Raw genomic sequence first — 24022 nt, 5'->3', positions numbered from 1 at the left:
GCGCTGAAGATTACTTCTGTGAGGGGACGATTTCCGGAGCATCCGGGAAGTTCAGCCACCAGGTCGAGAGGGATTTTGGAATGGCTGACTTGTCGGCTTCGGTCGTCACGTAACCAATCTTCACTTTACCCGCAGAAGTTGGTTCGATGCGCAGCGCCCAGATTTGTCCTTCAGCGGTATAACGAATCATCGCCGCTTTGCGGTTCGCCATCCCTTTCACGGTCAGCGTCATGACCGTGGCACCCTGATTATCCAGATCGTCACTGTACGTGTAGGTATTGGCCGTTCTGACATACTCGGCGTAATCCTGTCCCACCAGCGTGCGAAATTTCTGATCCAGCGCCTCGGTCGGGAAAATGCCCAGCGAAAGTAAGGTTGCCGGAGGGCGCGGATCGGTTTCTCCGCGCACATACACGCCGTCGACCGCGATACCTTCCGGCAGGAAAAGCTTGCAGCCAAAGTCAGTATTGCTGGCAACCTCAAGGGTTCCGTCCGGACGCGGGATCATCAGTAATTTACAACCGCTGGCATCTTTCAGGTCGTCCACCAGACCGACGCCGTAATAAAGTCGCCCTTCTCCGCTGAGCGAGACTTTGTTTACGCCCGCCCACGACGTGGCATTCAGTTCATAGCCCCAGCGCGATACCCGCGAAACCGTTAGCATTCCGCCGCTGCCGTTGGGCGCGGTTTTATTCCACCATTTGCCTTCCATGCTTTGGTTGCGGTCGACCTGCGCCAGCGAACTTAACCCCAGTAAATAAGCGCGCTGAATGCAGCTGTCACTGACACAACTGCTGCGTGCACGTTGCCATTCCTGTTGTTGTTTCCAGATACTTTGCGGGTTTTTCACCACTTCAGTCTGATAAATCCAGTTCAGATTATGATCCAGCCAGCGCAGTTCCGGGCTGCTGCACAGCGTGTTTTCCACCAGCGTGGCTGCCCGCTGGCAGTTAATCGCCATCGCAGGCAAGGCTAGCCCGGTCAGAGAAAGCAGTAAAAGTATGCGTAGCACGGAGGATAACGAGATATTCATTGAGGGCATTGTTTGAGCCTGATTGATATGACTGACGTATGATAAATCAAAACCAAAAAGCGCTTTTGCTGGAATTAAACGTTCTCTTAATACAGAACAAATTTCGGGCAAACAGGACTACTCCTTTAGGGGTATTTTCCGGTATCGGATTATCGTTTGCGTCGGATAAATCCAATATTCACGATAGAAATCTCTGATAATTCCCCCGCAGGATTAACTTACATTCTGTTCAGGATTAGAATCCGCTTCCGCCGTAAACCGGTTGCTTTTGCTCCTTGTTAGACCGGTTCGGAATAGCATTCCCGCAGGGAAGGATGGATCCTTAATGGTTAAAAAAAGTGTATTACTTATTTTCTTATTTCCCATGATTGCCTTGGCGAATCATTCACATACCCGTGAAGTCACCGTGGCACAGGCCAAAACACTGCGCGACGATGCACGGGTGATGCTGACAGGAAAAATCATCAGCTACGCCGGAGACGACGACCGCTACTGGTTCCAGGACAGCACGGGCAAAATCCGCATCGACGTGGACGATGATGACGACGACGATGAACGCAGATTGATCGGCAAAACCGTGCATATTATCGGTGATGTGGATAAAGATGATGGACGCGTAGAAATCGATGTCGACCACGTTGTAGTCGGTAACTAATTTCCCCTCTTCATCTGTAACCCGCGTATTACCATGACCTTGTTGTTGGGAGATAATAATAAGGTCACTTATTCCTTACAAACAGTGGCAGAGTTCTCCGCTCAGGCTAAGATCTATTTCAGCTAACGGGAGGAAAACATTCACTATGCTCATCGAAACATCGCGGTTATTGCTCCGGCCGGTTGAGGCCAATGATGTCCATTCCCTTTTCGCGATCTATGGCGACCCGCAGACTCATCAGTTCAACCCGCGCGGCCCCTATCCTGACCTTGAATTTGCCCGCGAAAAACTGAACGGCTGGCTGCGCGAATGGCCCGATTATGGGTTCGGACACTGGGCTGTCGCGCTGAATACGCAGCCGGACAACATTATCGGGTTTGGCGGGCTGAGCATTCGTGAAGGCTACGAAAATCACAGGGTGTTTCTCGGTTACCGGTTCGCCACGTCCGCGTGGGGAAAAGGGCTGGCGACCGAATTCGCCAGCGCGGCGCTGAATTCCGGCTTTGAGCATTTTGGGATCCCGCAGATTTCCGCCACCGTGCGTGAAAATCATCTGGCGTCACAGCGAGTTCTGGAAAAAATCGGCATGCAGAAAGTCGGTTTTCAGGGCGATCCGGTTCACGGCGTCGGCAGTTATATTTTCCGGCAGACAAACCACCAGACCGGAAGACGCGGAAATTAACGCCATACCGGCGGCAGAATCCTTCACACCGCCGGGAGCGCCATCTCAAGATAAGCCGTGACCGCATGACCCGGTTCTGAGACGCGGCTGATGATCACCAGGTTCGCCATCATCTCCGGCGCATCAAGACGGCGGTAGAGCAGACCGGGAATATTCACCTGCTGAACCGGCGCGGGGATCAGCGCCAGCCCGAGCCCGGCGGCGGCAATCGCCAGCACGCTCAGGGTGCTGCCGGAACGGTGCGCGACGCGGAACTTATCGCCCAATTTCTTCGCAAACATGAGATAGACGTGCTCGTGCGTGTCGTGGGCGTCGTACAAAATCAGCGGCTGCTCCGCGAGCATCTCAAGGGTGATGCAGGCGTGCGCCGCCAGCGGATGATCGTCCGTCAGCGCCACCATAATTTCCCAGCTTCCGGCCTTTTGCACCCGGATGGCAGCGACGGACGTCGTGCTGTTATCCGGCGTGTAACCAATATCCAGCTGTCCGGCGAGGATCGCTTCCACCTGTTTTTGCGGCGCGACTTCCTGAATCACAATCTCCGCATCGGGATAAGCTTTATGGAAACGCCGTAAATCGCTGGTCATTTTACCGCTGAAAATGGCATTGCCCGCGAATCCGACCCTGACGCGCCCGGTTTCCCCGCGCAGGGAGCGCTCAACGGTCAGCCGGGTATGTTCCACCTGATCCAGCGTGCGCTGTGCTTCTGCCCGCAGCAGAATCCCGGCTTCCGTGAGTTCTACGTGACGGCTGGTACGTATAAATAATGCGCCGCCCAGTTCAGCTTCCAGCGCTTTGATTTGCATACTTAACGCGGGCTGAACAATGTTAAGCCGTTCAGCCGCACGGCCAAAATGCCGTTCTTCGGCGACGGCCAGAAAATACCTCAGATGACGCAAATCCATAATCGCTCCATCAATCATTAAAAATGATTGTTCAGTCAAATCTATATATTTGAGTTTAACGCCTCTCACGACCAAACTGAACACCGTCAACTAACAGGAGTCACCGAAATGCAAAATCAACTTGAAGACCGTCAGCAACTTAATGATCTGATGAATGGCTGGATGTTCCGCGACCTGGGTAACTGGGAAGGGCTGCGCAATTTATTCCACCCGGACGGCACGATTGAAATCACCTGGTTTGAAGGGCTGGCGAGCGATTTTGTCGATGGCTCAATGCGTATGGGCGCGTCGGATTTGCGCACCAAACACCTCATCGCACAACCGGCCGTCACGTTTAATACCCGCGGAAACAAAGCGATTCTGGAAACCAACGCGATGATCATGGGCGAAAACGTAAAACTTAATCTGGGCTGTGAATGCCATAACCGTTTTTACGATCTGGCCGAAAAACGCGACGGCGTCTGGAAACTCTTCCACCGTCAGAGTGTTTACGATATGGGCACGTTCACTTTCCCGCTGGGCCCGGTGGAAATAGACCAGAGCGTCGTGACGAAGTATCCGCGTGAATATGCCGCACTGGCTTATCTGCTGGAAAAAAGCGGTTTCCCGCTGAACCGCATCTTTGCCACACGTGGCAGCGAACTGGAACAAAAAATGAAAGCCAGCGCGAAGGCCTGGCTGGCGGTGTAAGTTTTTAGGCGATAAAGCTGATCACTAAGGGTAATGGTGCCGGAGTCATTTTGGAGGATAATAGCGGATATTCGATTCACTATTAAAGGAAACCAGGGATGACTCAGCCCATTGCGCACGAAGATTATTACACCGAAAAATACAGCCTGACCCGCACGCACTCTGAAATCATCAACGCCGCAAATTATGTCCAGCCGGGCAAAGCGCTGGATTTAGGCTGCGGCAGCGGGCGTAACTCGCTTTATCTGAACCTGAAAGGTTTCGACGTCACCGGTTGGGATCACAACGCGATGAGCGTCGCAAAAGTGAATGAAATCATCGCTGCGGAATCACTGCAAAACATCGCAATAAGCGAGGCAGATCTCAATTCGCACCGTTTCAGCGGCGAGTACGATTTCATTTTCTCCACCGTGGTGATGATGTTCCTGGAACGCGGCAGCATCCCGCACATCATCGAAGATATGCACGCGGCGACAAAGTCCGGCGGCTACAACCTGATTGTCGCGGCTATGGACAGCCCGGATTATCCGTGTCCGTTGCCTTTCCCGTTTACTTTCAAACCGGAAGAATTGCGTAATTATTACGAAGGCTGGGAAATCGTTAAATACAACGAAGACGTCGGCGAACTGCATAAACGCGATGAAAACGGCAACCGTTACAAACTGCGTTTTGCCACGCTGCTGGCGAGAAAGCGTTAATTAAGCATCAAACGTTTAGTGCCAAAAAAGAGCCGACAGAGAAATCTCCGGCTCTTTTTTATTTCCGTTTTACGCTGCGCAATTTAGGACTTCCTTTAACCTGTTCCACTCTTTCAGCAGCGTGAACAATCTTGCCAGAATGTCGAAGTGTGTGTGATAATACACCGCGTTATTTACGACAAAAACAACGTAAAATCAAATTGTTAGGGTTTTGACGGCTATTGAGCGATGTGTGACAAAGCATCCTGAGATGGCTTCTATCTATCGTTTACTGCCGCAGCGGCAACATTCAGAGACATCTATGAACTGGGACGTAATGAAGTGGTTGATTGGTATTTATCTGGGCTGTTTTTTGGGTCTTCTCAAAATGGCCTATTCAGATCCCAAGTTCTACCTTGATTATATTGATAAAAAATTCTCGTACGTCTGTTATACCTGTTTCATTGTCTGCGGCGCGCTCTGGGCAGGCCTCTTTTTGTCCCGGGGTTATGTCATGGACAACATTGATTTAATTTCTGAACAACAGACATTAATAGATAAAGAATATAATTACGTCACTTCTTATCTGCTTTCCATGATCATCGGCTCCGGAATTTCGTTCGCGGCCAGCATTCTGTTTATCGACATCGCCCGCAAAAAAATCGCGGCTTCCGGCGAGGCATAACGCCCGCACGCCTGCTTCGGGAATAGATTCAATAATATGAGCTATCATTAGGGTTTAACTGATGAGGGCTCATACATGACTTCAGTTGCCAGTCTGACCGGCGGGATAATATTCATACTCATCGCGATTGTGATGATCTGGATACTGTTCCGAAACCACCGAAGCAAGACCAACAGCAAGTTGCTGACTCCCGGCAACTGCTTACTCGCTGCCCTGACGGTCGTCTCGTTCATTATCGCCATCATATTCCTGAGCAGTTCATCGTAGACTCCGCTTCAGAAACGCAAAAAGGCCGCCCGATGGCGGCCTTCTCCTTAATTTTTACCCCACCCGGCGCTTATCTCCGGCACTCTCATTGGCTTAGCTCTTGAAGGGGCGAACTCATCTTCTCAGATTCCTCCTAATAGTATTTAACAATAATTGCCATTTTGACTATTAGCCTGATAACAAATGATTTTGACGATGCGCCCCGCCTGAATAACTGCGACGAACCATGAAAGCCCGTTATTCGTGTTTTATCATCACATGCCTGATTGCCGTGTAATCCTCCAGCCCGTACACCGACATGTCTTTGCCGTAGCCGGATTGTTTCTGGCCGCCGTGTGGCATTTCGCTGACCAGCATGAAGTGCGTATTCACCCAGGTGCAGCCGTATTGCAGGCGGGCGCTGAGGCGGTGCGCGCGGCCGATGTTTTGCGTCCAGACTGACGAAGCCAGCCCGTAGTTTGACTCGTTGGCCCAGTCGAGAACCTGCTCTTCGGTATCGAACTCCGTCACGCTGACGACGGGGCCAAACACTTCGCGCTGAACAATTTCATCTTCCTGCCGTGCGCCTGCCAGCACCGTGGGCTGGAAGTAATACCCTTCGCCTGAGACGCGTTCGCCGCCGGTCACGACCTCAATATGCGGCACCTGTTTTGCGCGCTGCACAAAACCTTCGACACGTTCGAGATGCGCCGCAGAAACCAGCGGGCCCATTTCGCTGTTTTCATCGGTGCCTAATTTCAGCGTGGAAACCGCTTCGCCCAGTGCTGCGACCAGCCGGGCATAAACGCCTTTCTGCGCGTAAATGCGGCAGGCGGCGGTACAATCTTGCCCGGCGTTGTAGAAGCCAAACGTGCGCACGCCTTCCACCACCTGATCGATATCCGCGTCATCAAATACAATCACCGGCGCTTTGCCGCCGAGTTCCATATGCGTACGTTTGATGCCGCTGGTGGCCTGCGCAACAATTTTTTCACCCGTTGCGACTGAACCGGTCAGGGAAATCATGCGGACTTTATCGTGATGCGTCAGCGCGTTACCCACCGTCTGACCGTCGCCAAACAGCACGTTCAGCACGCCAGCCGGGAAGAGATCCTGTGCCAGTTCGCCCAGCTTCAGCGCCGTCAGTGGCGTGATTTCAGAAGGTTTGATCACCACGCAGTTGCCCACCGCCAGTGCGGGCGCGATTTTCCACGCCGCCATCATCAGCGGATAGTTCCACGGCGCGATAGATGCCACCACGCCCAGCGGGTCGCGGCGGATCATCGACGTATGTCCGGACAGATATTCCCCGCTGGCTAAGCCGTTCAGGCAACGGCTGGCACCGGCGAAATAGCGAAACACGTCGGCCACCGCCGGGATCTCATCGCCCAGCGCCAGATGATACGGTTTCCCGCAGTTCAGGGACTCGAGTTTTGCCAGCGCTTCGGCGTTGGCTTCGATGCGGTCGGCCAGCGCCAGCAGCAGTTCGGCGCGGGTTTTCGGCGTGGTTTGTCCCCACTGCGTGAATGCGCGATGCGCCAGATCGACGGCCTGTTTGGTCTGCTGCTCGCTGGCCTGCGCCAGACGCACAATTTCCTGTCCGTTATGCGGGTTGAAAACCGGCAATGACGCCCCTTCTCCGGCAACCAGCTCACCATTAATCAGCATGTTCGTTTGCATCATTTTTCCTTATTATTTGCCGTCACCGGCCACATCAGACCCGTTTTTTGTCAGATACCACGCCCCTAAAATCGGGAACATGGTCAGTACCATCAGGCTCAGCGCGACGACGTTCGTCACCGGCACTTCACGCGGCCTGCCCAGCTGATTGAGCAGCCAGATCGGCAATGTCCGTTCGTGCCCGGCGGTGAATGTCGTCACTATGATTTCATCGAAAGACAGCGCAAACGCCAGCATTCCGCCCGCCAGCAGCGCCGTACTGAGGTTGGGCAAAATGATATAGCGGAAGGTCTGCCAGCCGTCCGCCCCGAGATCCATCGACGCCTCAATCAGGCTGTGCGTAATTCGCCGGAAGCGCGCAATCACGTTGTTATAAACAATCACCATGCAAAACGTGGCGTGGCCGATAACAATCGTCAGCATGCCCGGTTCGATCTGCGCGGCGTGAAAGGCGTTGAGCAGCGCCAGCCCGGTGATGATCCCCGGCAGTGCGATCGGCAACATGAACAATAATGTGATGCTGTTTTTGCCGTAGAAATTCCGGCGATACAGCGCCGCAGCCGCCAGCGTGCCCAGTACCATCGCGATAATCGTGGCGTAGCAGGCGATTTGTACCGAGAGCCAGACGGCGTCGAGAATGTCGTGACGCCCGGCCGCCACGGCGAACCAGTGCAGCGTGAAGCCTTTCGGTGGAAAACTGAACGCCGCGTCTTCGGTGTTAAAGGCGTAGACGGCAATAATCAGCAGCGGGAAATGCAGGAAAACCAGCCCGCTCCACGCGGAAAGTTTCAGTAACCAGGGTGCGCGTTTAGAGTGCATCGAAAGCCCCCAATCGTTTAACCATCGACAGATAAAGCGCGATCAGCACGATAGGCACCAGCGTAAACGCCGCAGCCATTGGCATATTGCCGATCGAACCTTGTTGTGAATACACCATGTTGCCGATGTAATACCCCGGCGGCCCCACCAGCTGCGGGATGATGTAATCGCCCAGCGTCAGCGAGAAAGTGAAAATCGACCCGGCGGCAATGCCCGGCACCGCCAGCGGGAAAATCACGTAGCGCAGCGTCTGCCACGGCTTGGCGCCTAAATCTTCCGATGCCTGGATCAGCGATGGCGGCAGGCGTTCCAGCGCGGCCTGAATCGGCAAAATCATAAACGGCAGCCAGATGTAGACGAAGACCCAGAAGCGGCCAATCCCGGACGTCGATAACGTATTCCCGCCAATCCCCGGCAGGCTCAGCACCGCCGCCAATAACGGCTCCAGCCCGAGATGTTCCAGGAACCATTGCAGCACGCCGCCTTTGGAAAGCAGCAGCGTCCACGCATAGGCTTTGACGATATAGCTCGCCCACATCGGCATCATAATGGCGATATAAAAGAACGCCTTTTTCTTGCCGGTAATGTAGCGCGCCATGTAATACGCAATCGGAAACGCCAGCACCGCGCTGAAAAATGACACCAGCAGCGCCATCGTCACGGTGCGGATAATGATGTCGGCATTCACCGGATCAAACAGCGCCCGCAAGTTGGCCAGCGTCAGCGTATTGGATACCGTCATGGTGAAGTCGTCGAAGGTATAAAAACCCTGCCACAACAGCGCAAACAGCGAGCCTAAATACACCGCGCCGAACCACAGCAGCGGCGGCACCAGCAGCAGCGCCAGATAAAATCCGGGGCGGCGATGCAGGAATGTCACCAGCGCCCGGCCATGCCGCGATCGCTTCTCGTAAGGAGTCATGCTGATATCCATCGTTTAACCCTCAAGCAGCGCCACCATGGCATCTTTGTCCCAACAGGCCACCACCGGTTGCCCCTGATGGAAGGTGTTTTTCGCGCTGACCGAAAGGTTATTTGCCTCACTGACAAACAGCTTTTCACCGCCCTCCAGCGCCAGTTCGTAACGCGTAGCGGCGCCCTGGAAATGAATATCTTTGAGGATGGCGCTGACCTGTACCGTATCCGTTCCGGCTACCGGTTGCGGCGTCAGGCGGATATGTTCAGGGCGGATGGAACGGCTGCCGGAAAGACCGGTGAGTTTGAGGGAGAGATCGGAAGTGAGCACGTTCGCGGTGCCGACAAACTGCGCGACAAATGCAGTACGCGGGTTGAGATACAGCTCGCGCGGCGTATCGACCTGTTCGATGCGGCCATTGTTGAACACCGCGACGCGATCCGACATCGACAGCGCTTCGCTCTGATCGTGGGTAACAAAAATAAAGGTGATACCCAACTCACGTTGCAGCTTTTTCAGCTCACCCTGCATCTGCTCCCGCAGTTTGAGATCCAGCGCGCCGAGCGGTTCATCGAGCAGCAACACGCCCGGCTGATTCACCAGCGCCCTTGCCAGCGCCACGCGCTGACGCTGGCCGCCGGACAAAAATGCCGGTTTACGGTCGGCGGTAAAACCGAGCGCCACGCGTTCAAGCGCTTCCATCGCCTTGTGCGTTCGCTCCTTTTTCCCCACGCCTTTGACCATCAGGCCATAAGCGACATTATCGAGTACCGTCATGTGCGGAAACAGCGCGTAATCCTGAAAAACGGTATTCACGTCGCGCTCATACGGCGCGAGCTGCGACGCTTCCTGCCCGTGGATGCGGATGGACCCTGATGTCAGCGTTTCAAAACCTGCGATCAGACGCAGGCAGGTTGTTTTCCCTGAGCCCGAAGGCCCGAGCATAGAAAAGAACTCGCCGTCCTGAATATCAATCGACACATTATCGACGGCTTTCACATCCCCGAATAAACGGGAAACATTGATGAACTGTACGGCAGGCATAAAGTGCTCCTGGATTTTTTCACCGAAACCAAACGCAAAATCATTTGAGTTGTATCAAGGCGGCAACTGAGTGAATCCCCGGGAGCTTACTGAAGTAAGTGACCGGGGTTCGCGAACGCAGCCAACGCAGAGACGGCTCAAAGGATGAAGCGGATTATCTGCCGCCCATGATGGCGATGTAGTCTTGTGTCCAGCGGCTGTAAGGAACGAACTTCCCGCCTTCGGCCTGCGGCGTTTTCCAGAAGGAAATGGACGCAAACTTATTGAAACCGTTGGTTTCGCAGCCTTCCGTGCCTAAGAGCGGGCTGGCTTTGCATCCGGCCGGAACCGCAGGCACGGAGCCAAACCAAGCGGCAACGTCGCCCTGCACTTTTGGCTCAAGCGACCAGTTCATCCACTGATACGCACAGTTCGGATGCTCAGAATCAGCAGCTAACATGGTGGTATCCGCCCAGCCGGTAACGCCCTCTTTCGGGAACACGGTGGCAATCGGCTGTTTCTCCCCTTTCAGCGCATTGGCCTGATACGGCCAGGAAGAGCTGGCAACTACGCCTTCATTTTTGAAATCACTCATCTGCACCGACGCATCGTGCCAGTAGCGGTGGATCAGCGGATGTTGTGCGCGCAGCAGTTTCAGCACGACGGCATACTGGGTTTCATTGAGCTGGTACGGATCGTCGATTTTCAGATCCGGCTGGGTGCTTTTCAGATACAGCGCGGCATCCGCGATGGCGATCGGGCCGTCATACGCCTGCACGCGTCCCTGATTCGGTTTGCCATCCGGCAGATTTTGCGCAACGAAAATGACCGCCCAGCTGTCCGGCGCGGTCGGGAAAGTTTTGGTGTTATACATCAGCAGGTTTGGCCCCCACTGATACGGCGTGCCGTACACTTTTCCGCCAACGTTAAACCATGCGCCCTGCGTCAGACGCGGATCGATACTCTTCCAGTTGGGGATCAGCGCCGGATTAATTGGCTGGACGCGTTTACCGTAAATCAGGCGTAACGACGCATCGCCGGACGCCGTCACCAGGTCATAGCCGCCTTTCGCCATCAGGCTGACCATTTCATCGGACGTCGCCGCGGTTTTCACATTCACCTTGCAGCTGGTTTGCTTTTCAAACTGGGTCACCCAGTCGTAATTTTTGTCGCTTTCACCGCGCTCGATATACCCCGGCCAGGCCACAATATTTAACTGGCCTTCGCCTTTACCCAAACTTGCCGGTGTTTCCGCGGCCAGAGCGGTATTTAAAAAACTCAGCAGGCCCAAACAAATAGCAGATAGCTTTTTCATCGGTTACTCCTGTCCTGTCGTCGTAGATATGTTTTTAGAATTGTGGTTTGAACTTCGCCATGATGTGTCTGACTACGCTGTAATCCTGTAATGAATAACTGGAAAGATCGTTGCCGTACCCGGAGCGTTTTAATCCGCCGTGGGGCATTTCGCTGACTAATGAAAAGTGGGTGTTAATCCAGGTGGTGCCGTATTGCAGGTGGGAAGAGATTTGCATTGCCAGGTCGATATTTTGTGTCCAGACCGACGACGCCAGTCCGTATTCTGATTCGTTTGCCCAGCTGACGACCTGCGCAATAGTGTCGAACCGCGTCACGCTCACGACCGGCCCGAACACTTCGCGCTGGACGATTTCATCACTTTGCAGGCAGCCCGCCAGCAGCGTCGGCTGGTAATAAAAACCGGGGCCGGAATGCGACGCTGCGCCGGTAATACGCTCGATGTGCGGCTGGCTCAGCGCCCGCTCTACAAAGCTCGACACGCGATCCCGCTGGCGGCTGCTGATGAGCGGCCCCATAAAATTTTCGCTATCGTTTTTGCGCGCGAAAGATAACTGCGAGACCGCCTCACCCAATTTTTCTACCAGACGCTCATAAATCCCGGCCTGCGCATAAACGCGGCAGGCGGACGTACAGTCCTGCCCTGCGTTGTAATATCCCCACTGGCTGACCGCCTCTACCACATCGTCAATATCAGCGTCATTGCACACAATCACCGGCGCTTTACCGCCCAGTTCCAGATGCGTACGTTTCACGGTTTTGACCGCAGCCTGAAGAATGCGCTGGCCGGTGACGATATCGCCGGTCAGGGAAATCAGACGAACGTGCGGATGGCTGACCAGCGCATTACCGACGCCCTCGCCGCTGCCGGTGATCACGTTAAGCACGCCGGGCGGCAGGATTTCCTGTAACGCTGGCAGCAGCGCAAGAATGGTCAGCGGCGTATGTTCGGAAGGTTTAAAAACCACGGTATTTCCCGCGGCCAGCGCCGGTGCAATCTTCCACGCCGACATCATCAGCGGGTAATTCCACGGCGCAATAGACGCCACCACGCCCAGCGGATCGCGGCGCACCATCGACGTGTGGCCGGGAAGATATTCACCGGAAAGCTGCCCTTGCTGACATCGCACCGCACCGGCAAAGAAGCGAAAAACGTCGATGGCCGCAGGCAGATCGTCTTTCAGCGCCTGATGCAGCGGTTTTCCGCAGTTAACAGATTCCAGCTGCGCCAGTGACGACGCCTGTTTTTCGATAGCGTCGGCAATGCGCAAAAGCACCGATGCACGTTCAGCCGGCGTGGTGCGTGACCAGCGCAGAAAAGCATTGTTGGCGGCGGTGACGGCCTGATCGACCTGAGAAAGCGAGGTTTCAGCGATTTCGGCAATGACTTCACCGGTGGCGGGATTGAAAATACTTTGCGTGGCGCCCTCGCCGGTCCGGAGGTCGCCGTTAATTGCATGTTTTTCAGAAAAACGGGCAACAAATTCTGCATCCGACATCGCTTACCCCACAGAGAAGACAATCATCGTGAATTAACAAAAATGTTATTTGTTAGTAACAATTCGTCTATTCACATTAGGTAATTTCTCTGAGGGCAACAAATAGCAATTACTGAAGGCTGCGTTCGGAAAAAACGAATGTTCCGTTAAGCCGGACGTCGCTTGGCGCTGTTTTCCCGCGCAATGGTGAGAAACGGCGTCACCAGTTCCGGCCGCGCACTGCCACGCCGCCAGGCCAGCCCGATATCCAGCGGTTCGATGGAATCCTCCAGTTTACTGGCTTCGATCATATTGCCTTCCAGCGACCACGCGCGGTACGCCATGTCCGGCTGAACAGACACGCCAAGCCCTGCCGCCACCAGGCTGCGCACGGCTTCGGTCGAGGCGGTTTTCATCGCGATATTCGGTTTCAGCCCCGCCCGCGCCCACAGCCGCTGCGCGTGCTTTTCCATTTCATCCACATTGAGCTGGATCAGGGGTTCGTTAGCGATATCCGCCAGCGAAATGCTTTCACGCTCCAGCAGCGGATGCAACGGCGGCAGCCACAAGCGGTAAGAGGAGTGGGTCAGCACTTCGGTCTGGAGCGCATCGCGGTCTTCAAGATTTGAGAGGATCAGCACACCGATATCAATTTCGCCGCTGACCAGCAGATGTTCGATGTACTGGCGCTCATCTTCGACGACTTTCACCTCGACGTTCGGGTAATACGCGTTGAACTGCTTGAGTAAATCCACCAGAAAATACCCGGCCACCAGGCTGGTTACGCCCAGCGTGATTTGCCCGGTCACACTTTCGGTGCCCAGTTGCAGGCTGCGTTTGGCGTTATCAACGGTTGCGAGGATCAGATACGACTGGCGCAAAAACTGATGCCCCTGATGCGTCAAAGTCATTCCCTTCGCGTGACGGTCAAACAGCCGCGCTTCGGTTTCCACTTCAAGTTGCTGAATCGCCTGCGTTAACGACGATTGCGAAACAAAAGAAGCCTGCGCAGCCGCAGAAATCGAACCGGTCTCAGCGACAGCAATAAAATGGCGGATCTGGCGTAACGTCAACATGGCGCGATCAAGACCTCTACATATAATCGAACGCAATGGCTCAGCATTCGGTTTAAGGGAATGATCAAGTAATGGCAGGCGGCGGATTTTTGTCAAACGGGCGGAGAACTTAAAGTGAGAGTTATGAAGCAGACACAAAAAAGCCATGCGCTTTGCATGGCTTAGAAGAGGTGCGGTGAAGGTATCAGTGGAGCTGATAAGTCAGCGTGATTTCCGCTTTCAGCACCTGTGAAACCGGGCAGCCAGCTTTGGCTTTTTTGATGATTTCGTCAAATTTGTCTTTATCGATACCCGGCAGTTTGATTTTGCTGTCGAGCGCAATCTTAGTGATGGCAAATCCGCCATCTACTTTATCCAGTGACACATCTGCAACGGTATCGATGCTTTCCGGCGTGTGCCCTGCTTCGCCGAGCATCAGCGATAACGCCATTGAGAAGCACGCAGAATGCGCGGCGCCAATCAGTTCTTCCGGGTTGGTTCCGGCTTTGCCTTCAAAACGGGTGTTAAATCCGTACGGCTGATCCTTAAGGGCGCCACTTTCAGACGAGATGTAACCTTTACCGTGTTTAATATCGCCTTCCCAGTGCGCCGATCCTTTCTTATGAATGGTCATGTTTTTCCTCCGGTTTGTATTACATTGGCTATAAGTATAGCTTTAGCGCTGTGATTCGCGAGGATCGCCCGGCTATGCGGCTTCACCGCGGTTTTATCGCAAATCACGGAATTCATTCACCCCCACAAAAATACAGAGAGACAAACATGTTTAAACCCCAGGATTTGGTTCAGTCAAAAACCGGCGGACCGCAAATGATTGTGCTGCGCGTGGAAGGCGAGACGTTGTGGTGTGCGCGTACGGATGATTTTGCAAAAAAAGAGATCGAAGTGAGCGCTGATTCTGTGAATCTGTATCACTTAGACGGTGATTTCGGCGTCTGCTGAAAACGGCTTTTTGATTTTACAGAGACAAAAAATCCTGAGATTGTGAAATCTCAGGATTCAATGATTACTTATTGGCGATTGTATTCTTACCAGCCTTTTACCGCATCACCGTGATAGATGGCATCCGCCGCTTTAACTGTTGCATCTGTCTGATAAGCCTCAACCAGTTCCTTCACGGCCTGACTGTCTTTGTTATCTTCGCGCGCCACAATAATGTTCACGTAAGGCGAATCTTTGTCTTCCACGAACAGACCGTTTTTGCCCGGCGTCAGGCCAACCTGACCGGAATACGTGGTGTTGATCACCGCCAGTTCAATTTTGTCATCGTCAATTGCGCGGGTCAGCTGCGGGGCTTCAATCTCAACAATTTTGAGATGTTTCGGGTTCTCAATGATATCCAGCGAAGTAGGCAGCAAACCCACGCCGTCTTTCAGTTTAATCAGCCCTTGTTTTTGCAGCAGTAACAGCGAGCGACCAAGGTTAGTCGGATCGTTCGGTACGGCAACCTGCGCGCCGTCGCTCAGCTGATCGATGGATTTGATTTTGCGGGAATACGCCGCGATCGGGTAAACAAAGGTTTTACCCACTTCCACCAGTTTGTAGCCGCGCTCTTTCACTTGTTTATCGAGATACGGGCGGTGCTGGAAGGAATTGACGTCAATATCGCCGCTACTCAGTGCAGAGTTAGGCAGCACGAAATCGTTGAAGGTCACCACTTCGACGTCCAGATTGTATTTATCTTTGGCCGTTTTCTTGATGGTTTCCCACATCTGCTGATCGATACCCGCGCTGATGCCCACTTTGATGTGGTTATCTTTGGATTTTTGATCACAAGCCGTCAGCGCCAGAGCGCCAACCAGCGATAACGCCAGGAGTGAAATTTTTATTGCGGTGCGCATGAGGTTTACTCTTTCCGTGAATAAATAAGTGTTCAAATTGAAGCCGTAGCTTTACAGACACAGTGTTTCAAAACGTTTTCACATGAGCAAATACGAAAAAGAAATAACCTAATGCAAAAAGCGTAATTTTTGGCGGACATTTATTCTTAAATTCTATAAAACGATAACCTGAGTGTTGTTAATTTGTTGTTTAACCTCCACGTATTTTGTTTCAGTAAAAACAAAACATGGCCTAGGATTAATCTTAAGACCATGTTTTTTATGGTGTATATCATTATCAATAAAATAGGATTACCTTACATTCAATTCCGTCGCCCATGCTGAAACCGTGTCAGGAGAAATAAAATTTACATCATAAATACAACCATTTGGTGAAGATGTTAAATATCCAATGCAGGGAAAAGAATCAGGGTGCAATTCAACCAAAACCTGCTGAATTTCCTCATCACTCATTAATGGTGAGACGATGGAATCCGAAAACTTAAAGTAGTCTTCAAACATCCACGATATATAGTCCCTTTCACTCCTCAACACTCTCATATAACGCACTCCCTCCGGTTAAACCCCGTTAAAAAAATAGCAGGGCTGCGAAGTTCATGCGAACAATAATTGAGCTGAAATTGCCTTAAATCAAATAAAGCCCGCCAAAGGCAGGCTCCGGGGAGGTCAGAATCGCTTACGTGGAAAGATTTCCTGATCGCAAACGATCATTCTTTGGCGGAATGCAGCGCAACAGGTTGCGGGCGTGACAGGAAAATGGTGATGCCCGCGAGCAGCGTCAGCGCGCCGCCGAGCAGAAACGCACTGCTGACACCGGCATTGTCCGCGAGGATCCCGCCGAACAGCGCGCCCAGCGCCAGCGAGGTCTGGAATACGCAAACCAGTAACGCTGAACCGGTTTCAAACAAAGCGGGCGATGCCTGATAAGTCCAGATATTGAGACACACCGGTAGCGCACCAAACGCCAGGCCCCAGAGGATCACAAGCGCACTGGCCAGCGGCAACGGCAGGTTAAACAGCGACAACGCCAGCACCGAAAGACTCAGCAGCAACATGTTCAGCATGAAAGCTTTCTTCACGCCAAATTCGCGCACGGTGATTTCCGTGGTCAGCGTGCCAATCAGCCCTGCAACCCCGTAGCCCATCAGCAATAAGGAAATATCGCTGGCAGGCAGTTTGAGATTAAAGCGCAGCCAGGGTTCGAGATAGGTGTAAGCCGCGAAATGGCCGCCCGCCATAAAGACACCGATGATTAGCGCATAACGGATCCCCGCCACTTTCGTCACGCCGAGCATTGCGCGCAGGCCGATGGACTGCTGCGCCGGTAAAGAAGGCAGCGCCAGCCATTGCAGCACGAAGAAAACCAGCGCCAGCGCGGAGTTGAGGGTAAACGCCATCCGCCAGCCATACAAATCGCCGATAAACGCCCCTGCCGGAACGCCCGCCACGGTTCCGACGGCCACGCCGGCGGTGATCAGCGAAATGGCGCGTGCGCCCTGCTCTTCTGCCACCAGTCTGCGTCCGGACGGAATTGCAAACGACCAGAAACCGCCGACACCGATGCCGAGAATAATGCGTCCGATCAGCAAAACGTTGAACGATTCGGCCATCACCGCGATACCGTTTGCCAGAATCACTGACGCCGAGAGCAGTAAAAGCAGATTCCGGCGATCCATTTTTTTGGCGAAAAGCATAATCAGCGGCGCAGAAATAGCCGCGATTAATCCCGGCAACATCACCGCCAGCCCGGCGTGGCCTTCCGTCACGCCCAGAGATTGCGCAATCGGCGACAGCAGGCCGATAGGCAGGAATTCAGTGTTAACCAGAACAAAGGTGCCGCAGGCCAGTGAAAAGACCGCCAGCCAGCGGCGAAAAGCAGACGTCTCTGGCCGGGTGTCCAGCGATGAGCACTCAGTCATTATTGTTATCCTTAGCGAGGTGAATTATTACGGACATGTATTTTGATCGTAATAAAACGTGATCGCCGTCACCAGGTCAAGATTATTTATAACGATCGTTAGGGTATTTCTAATGACCATTTGGACTAAGCCAGAGCCCGCCTGCGATGCGGCTTACAGAGGGATCTTATGCCGCCGGTTTGCAGGGCACATACAGATAACGCGGACAGAAAATCTCTCCACATATAAAGTATGTTGTAACTAAGTTGCGTAATGAGCGGATCTCGGCTGGCATCCACTGAAATGTGCAGGGTAAAAGTGACTGGTTTCTGCGAGGCTGAGTTATCGATTTTATGTACTACTTTTCTGAAAATAACATTAATAATCAATCACTAATTGTTAATAGACACGGGGAAGCATACGGTGTTGTCACACAAACGACAGGGAGTTAAATATGGCTATTCCAGCTTACTTATGGCTCAAAGACGACGGCGGTGCACTGATTAAGGGGTCAGTCGATGTCAGAGGTCGCGAGCACTCAATCGAAATCACATCGTTCAATCATTCCCTCAGTATTCCCACTGATAGTGGCACGGGAAAACTCACGGGTACGCGGGTACATGGAGCAATGCAGGTTGAGAAGGATTTTGATTCCTCCTCACCTTACCTATACAAAGCTGTGGCCACCGGCCAGACCTTGAACTCAGCAGAATTGAAATGGTACTGGATCAATGACGCGGGTCATGAAGTTGAATATTTCAACATGTTCATGGAAGGCGTGAAGATCGTCTCTGTCGTCCCGATGATGCATGACACAAAAGCAGTGATAAATGTTGGCCATAAAGAAGCCATTCAACTGCGCTATCAGAAAATCACATGGAAATATTTGGATGGAAATATCCAGTACAGTGATGCATGGAATGAGCGCATAACCGGGTAACAAAATATGGATACTACCGAACAAACCAGTGGCTACTACTTCAACGGGTTATCTAATTTATCACCAGGGGAACTGTTCTTTTGGGTTTTTCTGGATGAAACCGGCAAACAGGTAGGGATTACCGATTTTGCAAACCTTGCTCTGATTGTTCTCGGCCAGCCCATGAAAGCGACACGTGCCAAACCTCTTGGCGCAACACCTGGAACCTCGATATTAAGTTATCATCTGAGGCAATGGCTTAATATAGAGGTTAAGCAATGGCCTACTCTAACTAACGGGAGTATCCGGCGGTTAAAATTCTCCTACGTAACAAATCTCGGGGCATTTGTTGGCCGATGGATCCCTTTTGTTGGTTGGGTAATACTCGCGGACGATGTTGCTACAATTGCCTGCAAAACCACTAACCGTTTTAACACCATTGCCAATGAGAAAGATCGCCTATGGTAAGTAATGAGGAAATCATAAATTGGTACAATGAGCGTTTTAACAAACCGGGTTATTTCTCTAAAAAACGCTGGCCGGTCACTATTGATACCAGCCTTTCTACCGGCCGTTATGTCTGGGCGTGTGAAACCGGGGACGACATCATGAAAGAATATTTCGAGAAATTCCAGGTTGAACCTCAGGGGTTCGATTTCTTAAAGTACTGGCCAATTGAGGCGTCTGGCCTATCAATCTTTGCGTTATGCACATGCGGAGATGATTACGAGGAGCCACTACCATTAACGCTCAAAATGTTGGCTGAATCAGCGCGTGCGGGAAAGTGGCTGTATGACTAAAAAATTAAATTTAGTCCTCCCCTCTTATCTGATCGGATATTTCATTCAAACCTGCACAAAATGCCCCGCGCCGACTTCGCGGTAATGTCGGGCGGGCGGCAGATAGCTGGCGCTGCGCAGCGGGCTGGCGAGTTCTTCCGGCGCGACGGCTCGTTTACGGCGGACATCCGGGTCGGGCACCGGCACGGCGGCCAGCAGTTTGCGGGTATAGGCGTGTTGCGGGTTTTCAAAAATATCCGCGCGTGACCCCATTTCCACGATTTCCCCCAGATACATCACCGCCACGCGATGGCTGACACGTTCCACGACGGCCATATCATGTGAGATAAACAGATACGCCAGCCCGAGTTCCTGCTGGAGATCGAGCATCAGATTGATAACCTGCGCTTTTACTGAGACGTCCAGCGCCGAGACGGCTTCATCGGCGATAATCATTTTAGGTTCCAGCGCCAGTGCGCGTGCGATGCAGATCCGCTGACGCTGGCCGCCGGAAAACTGATGCGGAAATCGGGACGCCATATTACTTTGCAGCCCGACCTGTTCGAGCAGTTGCGCGACGCGGCGTTTCGCGCCTTCTGCATTGTGCAGGCCGAGACTGATCATCGGTTCGGCAATCGCCTGGCCGATTCGCATACGCGGGTTCAGGCTTTCATACGGATCCTGAAAAATCATCTGCGCCTGCATGCGGATTTCCGCCAGATGCGCCGGATCGGCACGGCGGATGTCCTGACCTGCGATCAGCACGTCGCCGGAGGTGGCTTCGGTGAGACGCAAAATCGTGCGGCCGGTGGTCGATTTTCCACAGCCCGATTCACCGACCAGCGAGAGCGTTTCGCCCGGTTGCAGGCTGAACGAGAGATCTTCAACCGCATGTACGCGCGCCGTCACGCGCCGCAGCAGGCCGGATTTCACATCAAAACGGGTGATCAGGTTTTTTACGTCGAGCACCGGCGGCCCGGCGCGTAACGTGTTGACCGGTTCGGCCACCGTCAGCGGTGCTCCGGTTCGCGTGTCCGTCAGCGGAAAACGGGCGGGCAGCGTCGTACCTTCCATCGCGCCGAGCCGCGGCACCGCCGAAAGCAGCGCGCGGGTATAAGCGTGTTGCGGCAGATGAAAAATTTCGCGCGTTGACGCCTGTTCCACCGCTTCGCCGCGATGCATCACCAGCGTGCGGTCAGCGACTTCCGCCACCACGCCCATATCGTGCGTGATGAACAGCACCGACATCCCCTCTTCTTCCTGAAGCGATTTTATCAGCGCCAGAATTTGCGCCTGAATAGTGACATCCAGCGCCGTCGTCGGTTCGTCTGCAATTAATAAACGCGGATTACAGGCCAGCGCGATGGCAATCACCACACGCTGGCGCATGCCGCCGGAAAAGCTCAGCGGATATTCATTGAGCCGGGAGGTGGCCGCCGGAATACGCACTTTTTCCAGCAAACGGACAGCTTCGGCGCGCGCGGTGGCGTCATCCATCCCGCGATGGCGTTTGAGCACTTCGGTAATCTGGACACCGATTTTCAGCACCGGATTCAGGCTGGTCATCGGTTCCTGAAAAATCATTCCGATGCGGTTGCCGCGAATACTCTGCATCTGACGCGCGTTCAGGCTGAGCAAATCCTGTCCGCCGAACTGAATTTTTCCCGAATAGCGGGTCTGCTTTTCATCCAGCAAACGCATGACCGACATCGCCGTCACGCTTTTCCCTGAGCCGGATTCGCCCACCAGCGCCAGCGTTTCTTTCGGGCCAATCGAGAAGGAAAGATCCCGCACTACGTTCAGCCATCCGCCGTCTGCGCTGAAAGCGGTATTAAGGCTTTCGACCTGTAAAACCGGATTGTGCATCTTCAATCCTTATTCCGGGGGTTAAGGATGTCGCGCAGCGCATCGCCGACTAAGTTGATGGCGACAATCAGCACCAGCAGCGTCACGCCGGGGAAAACGCTGATCCAGTAGTCGCCGGACATCAGGTAATCAAAGCCGTTGGCGATGAGTAAGCCCAGCGATGGTTCCGTCACCGGCAGGCCGATGCCAAGAAACGAGAGCGTGGCCTCAAGCATGATCGCGTAGGCAATGCGCATGGTCGCGACCACAATAAGCGGCGGCAGGCAGTTGGGTAAAATGTGGCGAAACAGAATGCGCGGGTTCGACAGCGCCATGCTGCGCGCGGCGTCCACGTAACTTTTGCGGCGTTCGAGCAGCGCCGAACCGCGCACCGTGCGCGCGTAGTACGCCCACTGCGTAACGATCAGCGCCAGAATAATTTTATCGACGCCCTGCCCGAGGACCGCCAGCAAAATCAGCGCGATTAAAATCGGCGGGAAACTCAGCTGGATATCAACAACGCGCATGATCAGCGCATCGGTTTTGCCACCGGCGTACGCACTGGTCAGCCCCAGCGCGGCGCCAATAGTCAGGGCGGTCAGCGCACTTGAAACGCCGACCAGCAGGCTGGTCCGCATGCCATAAAGAATGGCGCTCAGTAAATCGCGCCCCTGATCGTCCGTGCCCAGCCAGTAGATCATGCCGCTCATGCTGGCCGTGCCCGGTTTGAGGCGGCCATCCATAATGTCGAGCTGCGATAAATCGTACGGATTTTGCGGCGAAATCCACGGTGCGAGCACCGCCAGCAAAATAGCGATCCCTAAAATAATCAGGCCGCAAAGGGAGAATTTATTGCGCAGCAGCGCGCGCACGGTGTGGTAAAACGCCGAATGCACTTTGCCCTGCACGACGGTTCGCGTATGTACCGAATCTGACGCCATCAGCTTTCGCCCCCCAGCCGCACGCGCGGATCGACCAGCACGTACAACATATCCACCAGCAGGTTGATCAGGCTGAACATCACTACCGTGATCATCAGATACGCCAGAATCACCGGCCGGTCGAGCACCGCAATCGAGTCAATAATCAGTTTGCCCATTCCCGGCCAGGCGTAAATGGTTTCGGTAACAACGGCAAAGGCAATCAGTGATCCCAGCTCCAGACCGATGACGGTAATGAGCGGGATCAGCGTGTTTTTCAGAACGTGAACCAGCACGATGCGGCTTTCAGAAAGCCCTTTAGCGCGGGCAAAACGGATGAAATCCTGTTGCAGGCATTCAAGCACACCGGCGCGGGTCAGGCGGATAATCAGCGAGATCTTGAACAATGCGAGATTGAACGCAGGCAGGATCAGATGCGCGAGGCCGTCGGCGGTAAACAGGCTGACGGGTACGCCAAAAACGTCCACCGTTGCGCCACGCCCCGACGCAGGCAAAACGCCCAGTTTGACGCTGAAAAACATAATCATCATCAGCCCGATCCAGAATGTGGGCAGGCTGAAACCTAAAATCGAGACGGTCATGATGGATTTGGAAAGCCAGCCGTCCGGGCGCAAACCGGCATAAACGCCGAGCGGGATCCCAATCACCAGCGCCAGCAAAAACGCCACCAGCGCCAGTTCGAGCGTGGCGGGCATCCGCTGGAAAATCAGATGCAGCGCGGGCTGGTTGTAGATAAAGGAGTTGCCCATGTCGCCGTTCAGCGCGTTCATCAAAAACAGGCCGTACTGATCCCACACCGGTTTGTCGAGGCCAAAAGACTGGATCACGCTGAGCCGTTCGGCGGGCGTTGCGGTGGTGCTGAGCAGCAGATCCACCGGATTTCCCACCAGATAAACGCCGCCAAACACCAGCAGCGACATCACAAAAAGCGTGAGCAGCGTTTGCCCGAAGCGCCCAAGCAGATACCGGCTCATTTTTGCGCCGAGCCGTAGCGGGAAATCACGCGGCGCAGCAGGCTGAAGAATCCGTATTCATCGACGGTCTGCATGACGTGCGCATTGGGCGGTGTCGCCAGTTTTTGCCAGAAATCAGCATAGGTATAACCGGCGGTTTTGCCGGAGATCTCAACGCCCACGCGGGCAGGTAAACCGTCAAACAGCCCCGGCTGCAGCAGCCAGGCGATCACGGTCGCGTCATGAACCGGCCCGCCGTCGCGGCCAAAACGGCGTAAATCGCTGCGATCAAACGCGCCCAGCAGCGCCGCAATAGCCTGCCCCGGAAGGCCGCCGTCCTGTTTCAGGGCGTCGATATCACCGGTGCCAATCAGCGCCTGAAACGTCATATCCAGCGGCATGATCACCAGCGGAACGCCGCTGTTAAACACTTTTTCCGCCGCGTGAGGATCGGCGTACACGTTAAATTCAGCCCAGGGCACGCGGTGCCCGAGCGCGGTAAAGGCGCAGCTCATGGTGACGATTTGTTTAATGCCGCGCGCCACGTCCGGGTGCATCCCGAGCGCCAGCGCAATATTGGTCATCGGGCCAATCACGCACAACGTCACCGGGTCGTTGTCTCCGGCAGCTTTTCTCAGCGTACGCACCAGAAAATCGACGGCGTGTTCCGCCTGGGGTTGCAGTTCGCAATCCGGCACCAGCTCATTTCTGAACGCGCCGATATGTGCGTATTTTCCGTAGACCTGTTCACGCACCAGCGGACCGGGCGCACCGGCAAACACCTGCGTCGCGGTTTTTCCCGAGAGCGCGACAATTTTGCAGGCATTCTGTACGGCGTCTTTCAGCGCCACATTTCCGGCGACCACCGTCACGCCGAGCACGTCCAGTTCCGGCGAAGCCAGCGCCAGCCACAGCGCAATGGCGTCATCCACGCCCGGATCGGTATCAATAATGATTCGCTGCGTCATAG

26 protein-coding genes are annotated in these 24022 nt (G+C 53.9%); 10 read left to right on the top strand and 16 right to left on the bottom strand.

What is annotated here, in order from left to right; genetic code table 11:
* Positions 1–10 precede the first annotated feature (10 nt).
* Positions 11–1042: a lysozyme inhibitor LprI family protein gene (locus tag KWG64_RS19070; protein WP_218522809.1), complete on the bottom strand. Its 1032-nt coding sequence runs from the start codon at positions 1040–1042 to the stop codon at positions 11–13.
* 316 nt (positions 1043–1358) lie between these two features.
* Here KWG64_RS19070 and KWG64_RS19065 point away from each other — a divergent pair, with 316 nt between their 5' ends.
* A complete protein-coding gene (locus tag KWG64_RS19065) occupies positions 1359–1688 on the top strand; it encodes a NirD/YgiW/YdeI family stress tolerance protein (RefSeq protein ID WP_218522808.1) in 330 nt (109 codons plus the stop codon).
* Between the two features lie 145 nt (positions 1689–1833).
* A complete protein-coding gene (locus tag KWG64_RS19060; protein ID WP_218522807.1) occupies positions 1834–2370 on the top strand; it encodes a GNAT family N-acetyltransferase in 537 nt (178 codons plus the stop codon).
* Between the two features lie 23 nt (positions 2371–2393).
* Here the strand turns inward: KWG64_RS19060 and KWG64_RS19055 are convergent, their stop codons facing one another.
* The gene (locus tag KWG64_RS19055; protein ID WP_218522806.1) at positions 2394–3275 is read right to left on the bottom strand and encodes a LysR substrate-binding domain-containing protein; all 882 of its coding nucleotides are present in this window, start codon (positions 3273–3275) and stop codon (positions 2394–2396) included.
* Between the two features lie 108 nt (positions 3276–3383).
* Here KWG64_RS19055 and KWG64_RS19050 point away from each other — a divergent pair, with 108 nt between their 5' ends.
* The 4 genes from KWG64_RS19050 to KWG64_RS19035 all read left to right on the top strand — a co-directional run bounded on the left by KWG64_RS19050 (position 3384) and on the right by KWG64_RS19035 (position 5594).
* A complete protein-coding gene (locus KWG64_RS19050) occupies positions 3384–3965 on the top strand; it encodes a nuclear transport factor 2 family protein (protein ID WP_218522805.1) in 582 nt (193 codons plus the stop codon).
* 98 nt (positions 3966–4063) lie between these two features.
* Positions 4064–4663: a tellurite resistance methyltransferase TehB gene (gene tehB, locus KWG64_RS19045; protein ID WP_218522804.1), complete on the top strand. Its 600-nt coding sequence runs from the start codon at positions 4064–4066 to the stop codon at positions 4661–4663.
* Between the two features lie 232 nt (positions 4664–4895).
* Entirely contained in the window at positions 4896–5327 is a 432-nt protein-coding gene (locus KWG64_RS19040) for a hypothetical protein (RefSeq protein WP_218522803.1), read from the top strand.
* Positions 5328–5402: 75 nt separating this feature from the next.
* Entirely contained in the window at positions 5403–5594 is a 192-nt protein-coding gene (locus tag KWG64_RS19035) for a hypothetical protein (RefSeq protein WP_101078180.1), read from the top strand.
* Between the two features lie 237 nt (positions 5595–5831).
* Here the strand turns inward: KWG64_RS19035 and KWG64_RS19030 are convergent, their stop codons facing one another.
* From KWG64_RS19030 to KWG64_RS18995, 8 genes are all read right to left on the bottom strand, one after another.
* Positions 5832–7253 (bottom strand): gamma-aminobutyraldehyde dehydrogenase, encoded by a 1422-nt coding sequence (locus KWG64_RS19030; protein WP_218522902.1) that lies wholly within the window; start codon positions 7251–7253, stop codon positions 5832–5834.
* Positions 7254–7265: 12 nt separating this feature from the next.
* Positions 7266–8072 carry an ABC transporter permease gene (locus KWG64_RS19025; protein WP_218522802.1) on the bottom strand — a complete coding sequence of 269 codons (807 nt, stop codon included), beginning with the start codon at positions 8070–8072 and terminating at the stop codon, positions 7266–7268.
* The gene (locus KWG64_RS19020; protein WP_218522901.1) at positions 8062–8994 is read right to left on the bottom strand and encodes an ABC transporter permease; all 933 of its coding nucleotides are present in this window, start codon (positions 8992–8994) and stop codon (positions 8062–8064) included. Before KWG64_RS19020 ends, KWG64_RS19025 begins: the two co-directional genes overlap by 11 nt.
* Positions 8995–9009: 15 nt before the next feature.
* Positions 9010–10032: an ABC transporter ATP-binding protein gene (locus KWG64_RS19015; protein WP_218522801.1), complete on the bottom strand. Its 1023-nt coding sequence runs from the start codon at positions 10030–10032 to the stop codon at positions 9010–9012.
* A gap of 154 nt (positions 10033–10186) precedes the next feature.
* A complete protein-coding gene (gene ydcS / locus KWG64_RS19010; protein WP_218522800.1) occupies positions 10187–11326 on the bottom strand; it encodes a putative ABC transporter substrate-binding protein YdcS in 1140 nt (379 codons plus the stop codon).
* A 34-nt stretch (positions 11327–11360) separates the two neighbouring features.
* Entirely contained in the window at positions 11361–12824 is a 1464-nt protein-coding gene (locus tag KWG64_RS19005) for a gamma-aminobutyraldehyde dehydrogenase (RefSeq protein ID WP_195813061.1), read from the bottom strand.
* Positions 12825–12970: 146 nt separating this feature from the next.
* Positions 12971–13879, bottom strand: a complete 909-nt coding sequence (locus KWG64_RS19000) for a LysR substrate-binding domain-containing protein (RefSeq protein WP_104925231.1) — start codon at positions 13877–13879, stop codon at positions 12971–12973.
* Positions 13880–14063: 184 nt separating this feature from the next.
* Positions 14064–14492: an OsmC family protein gene (locus KWG64_RS18995; protein ID WP_218522799.1), complete on the bottom strand. Its 429-nt coding sequence runs from the start codon at positions 14490–14492 to the stop codon at positions 14064–14066.
* A 146-nt stretch (positions 14493–14638) separates the two neighbouring features.
* Here KWG64_RS18995 and KWG64_RS18990 point away from each other — a divergent pair, with 146 nt between their 5' ends.
* Entirely contained in the window at positions 14639–14818 is a 180-nt protein-coding gene (locus tag KWG64_RS18990; RefSeq protein WP_195813064.1) for a DUF2158 domain-containing protein, read from the top strand.
* A gap of 86 nt (positions 14819–14904) precedes the next feature.
* Here the strand turns inward: KWG64_RS18990 and metQ are convergent, their stop codons facing one another.
* Both metQ and KWG64_RS18980 read right to left on the bottom strand, forming a co-directional pair.
* Positions 14905–15717: a methionine ABC transporter substrate-binding lipoprotein MetQ gene (gene metQ / locus KWG64_RS18985; RefSeq protein ID WP_195813065.1), complete on the bottom strand. Its 813-nt coding sequence runs from the start codon at positions 15715–15717 to the stop codon at positions 14905–14907.
* A 707-nt stretch (positions 15718–16424) separates the two neighbouring features.
* Positions 16425–17636 (bottom strand): MFS transporter, encoded by a 1212-nt coding sequence (locus KWG64_RS18980; protein WP_195813066.1) that lies wholly within the window; start codon positions 17634–17636, stop codon positions 16425–16427.
* A gap of 433 nt (positions 17637–18069) precedes the next feature.
* Here KWG64_RS18980 and tssD point away from each other — a divergent pair, with 433 nt between their 5' ends.
* The 3 genes from tssD to KWG64_RS18965 are packed head-to-tail and all read left to right on the top strand — an operon-like array spanning position 18070 to position 19334.
* Positions 18070–18555, top strand: a complete 486-nt coding sequence (tssD, locus tag KWG64_RS18975; RefSeq protein WP_195813067.1) for a type VI secretion system tube protein TssD — start codon at positions 18070–18072, stop codon at positions 18553–18555.
* Positions 18556–18561: 6 nt separating this feature from the next.
* On the top strand, positions 18562–19002 hold the full coding sequence (locus tag KWG64_RS18970) for an STM2901 family protein (protein ID WP_165059866.1): 441 nt from the start codon (positions 18562–18564) through the stop codon (positions 19000–19002).
* Entirely contained in the window at positions 18996–19334 is a 339-nt protein-coding gene (locus tag KWG64_RS18965) for a DUF1493 family protein (protein WP_195813068.1), read from the top strand. Before KWG64_RS18970 ends, KWG64_RS18965 begins: the two co-directional genes overlap by 7 nt.
* A 45-nt stretch (positions 19335–19379) precedes the next feature.
* Here KWG64_RS18965 and KWG64_RS18960 read toward each other — a convergent pair whose 3' ends face one another.
* Genes KWG64_RS18960 through KWG64_RS18945 form a run of 4 tightly spaced genes read right to left on the bottom strand, consistent with a single transcriptional unit; the run spans position 19380 to position 24020 of the window.
* Positions 19380–21179, bottom strand: coding sequence for an ABC transporter ATP-binding protein (locus KWG64_RS18960; RefSeq protein WP_218522798.1), 1800 nt, complete (start codon positions 21177–21179; stop codon positions 19380–19382).
* Positions 21180–21181: 2 nt separating this feature from the next.
* Positions 21182–22099: an ABC transporter permease gene (locus KWG64_RS18955; protein ID WP_218522797.1), complete on the bottom strand. Its 918-nt coding sequence runs from the start codon at positions 22097–22099 to the stop codon at positions 21182–21184.
* The gene (locus KWG64_RS18950) at positions 22099–23073 is read right to left on the bottom strand and encodes an ABC transporter permease (protein WP_218522796.1); all 975 of its coding nucleotides are present in this window, start codon (positions 23071–23073) and stop codon (positions 22099–22101) included. Before KWG64_RS18950 ends, KWG64_RS18955 begins: the two co-directional genes overlap by 1 nt.
* Complete coding sequence (locus KWG64_RS18945) at positions 23070–24020, bottom strand: nucleoside hydrolase (protein WP_218522795.1); 951 nt, start codon at positions 24018–24020, stop codon at positions 23070–23072. The genes KWG64_RS18950 and KWG64_RS18945 overlap by 4 nt, the downstream gene beginning before the upstream one ends.
* Between the last annotated feature and the right edge of the window lie 2 nt (positions 24021–24022).

It is taken from the genome of Rahnella sp. PD12R (genome assembly GCF_019200965.1).
GTDB classification, from domain to species: domain Bacteria; phylum Pseudomonadota; class Gammaproteobacteria; order Enterobacterales; family Enterobacteriaceae; genus Rahnella; species Rahnella laticis.
This window is presented reverse-complemented; position numbering and strand designations above follow the sequence as displayed.